At 57.1% G+C, this 567-nt stretch carries 1 rRNA gene; it reads left to right on the top strand.

The window, feature by feature from the left end:
• Positions 1-567 (top strand): 23S ribosomal RNA (locus tag IE278_RS41760); the annotation flags it as partial.

Raw genomic sequence — 567 nt, forward strand, 5'->3', positions numbered from 1 at the left:
AAGTTTTTAAGGGCGCACGGTGGATGCCTTGGTACCAGGAACCGATGAAGGACGTGGGAGGCCACGATAGTCCCCGGGGAGCCGTCAACCAGGCTTTGATCCGGGGGTTTCCGAATGGGGAAACCCGGCAGTCGTCATGGGCTGTCACCCACATCTGAACACATAGGGTGTGTGGAGGGAACGCGGGGAAGTGAAACATCTCAGTACCCGCAGGAAGAGAAAACAACCGTGATTCCGGGAGTAGTGGCGAGCGAAACCGGATGAGGCCAAACCGTATGTGTGTGAGACCCGGCAGGGGTTGCGCATGCGGGGTTGTGGGATCTCTCTTTCACAGTCTGCCGGCTGTGAGACGAGTCAGAAACCGTTGGTGTAGGCGAAGGACATGCGAAAGGTCCGGCGTAGAGGGTAAGACCCCCGTAGTCGAAACATCAACGGCTCGTTTGAGAGACACCCAAGTAGCACGGGGCCCGAGAAATCCCGTGTGAATCTGGCGGGACCACCCGCTAAGCCTAAATATTCCCTGGTGACCGATAGCGGATAGTACCGTGAGGGAATGGTGAAAAGTAC

The organism is Streptomyces tauricus (assembly GCF_014650955.1).
GTDB lineage: Bacteria > Actinomycetota > Actinomycetes > Streptomycetales > Streptomycetaceae > Streptomyces > Streptomyces tauricus.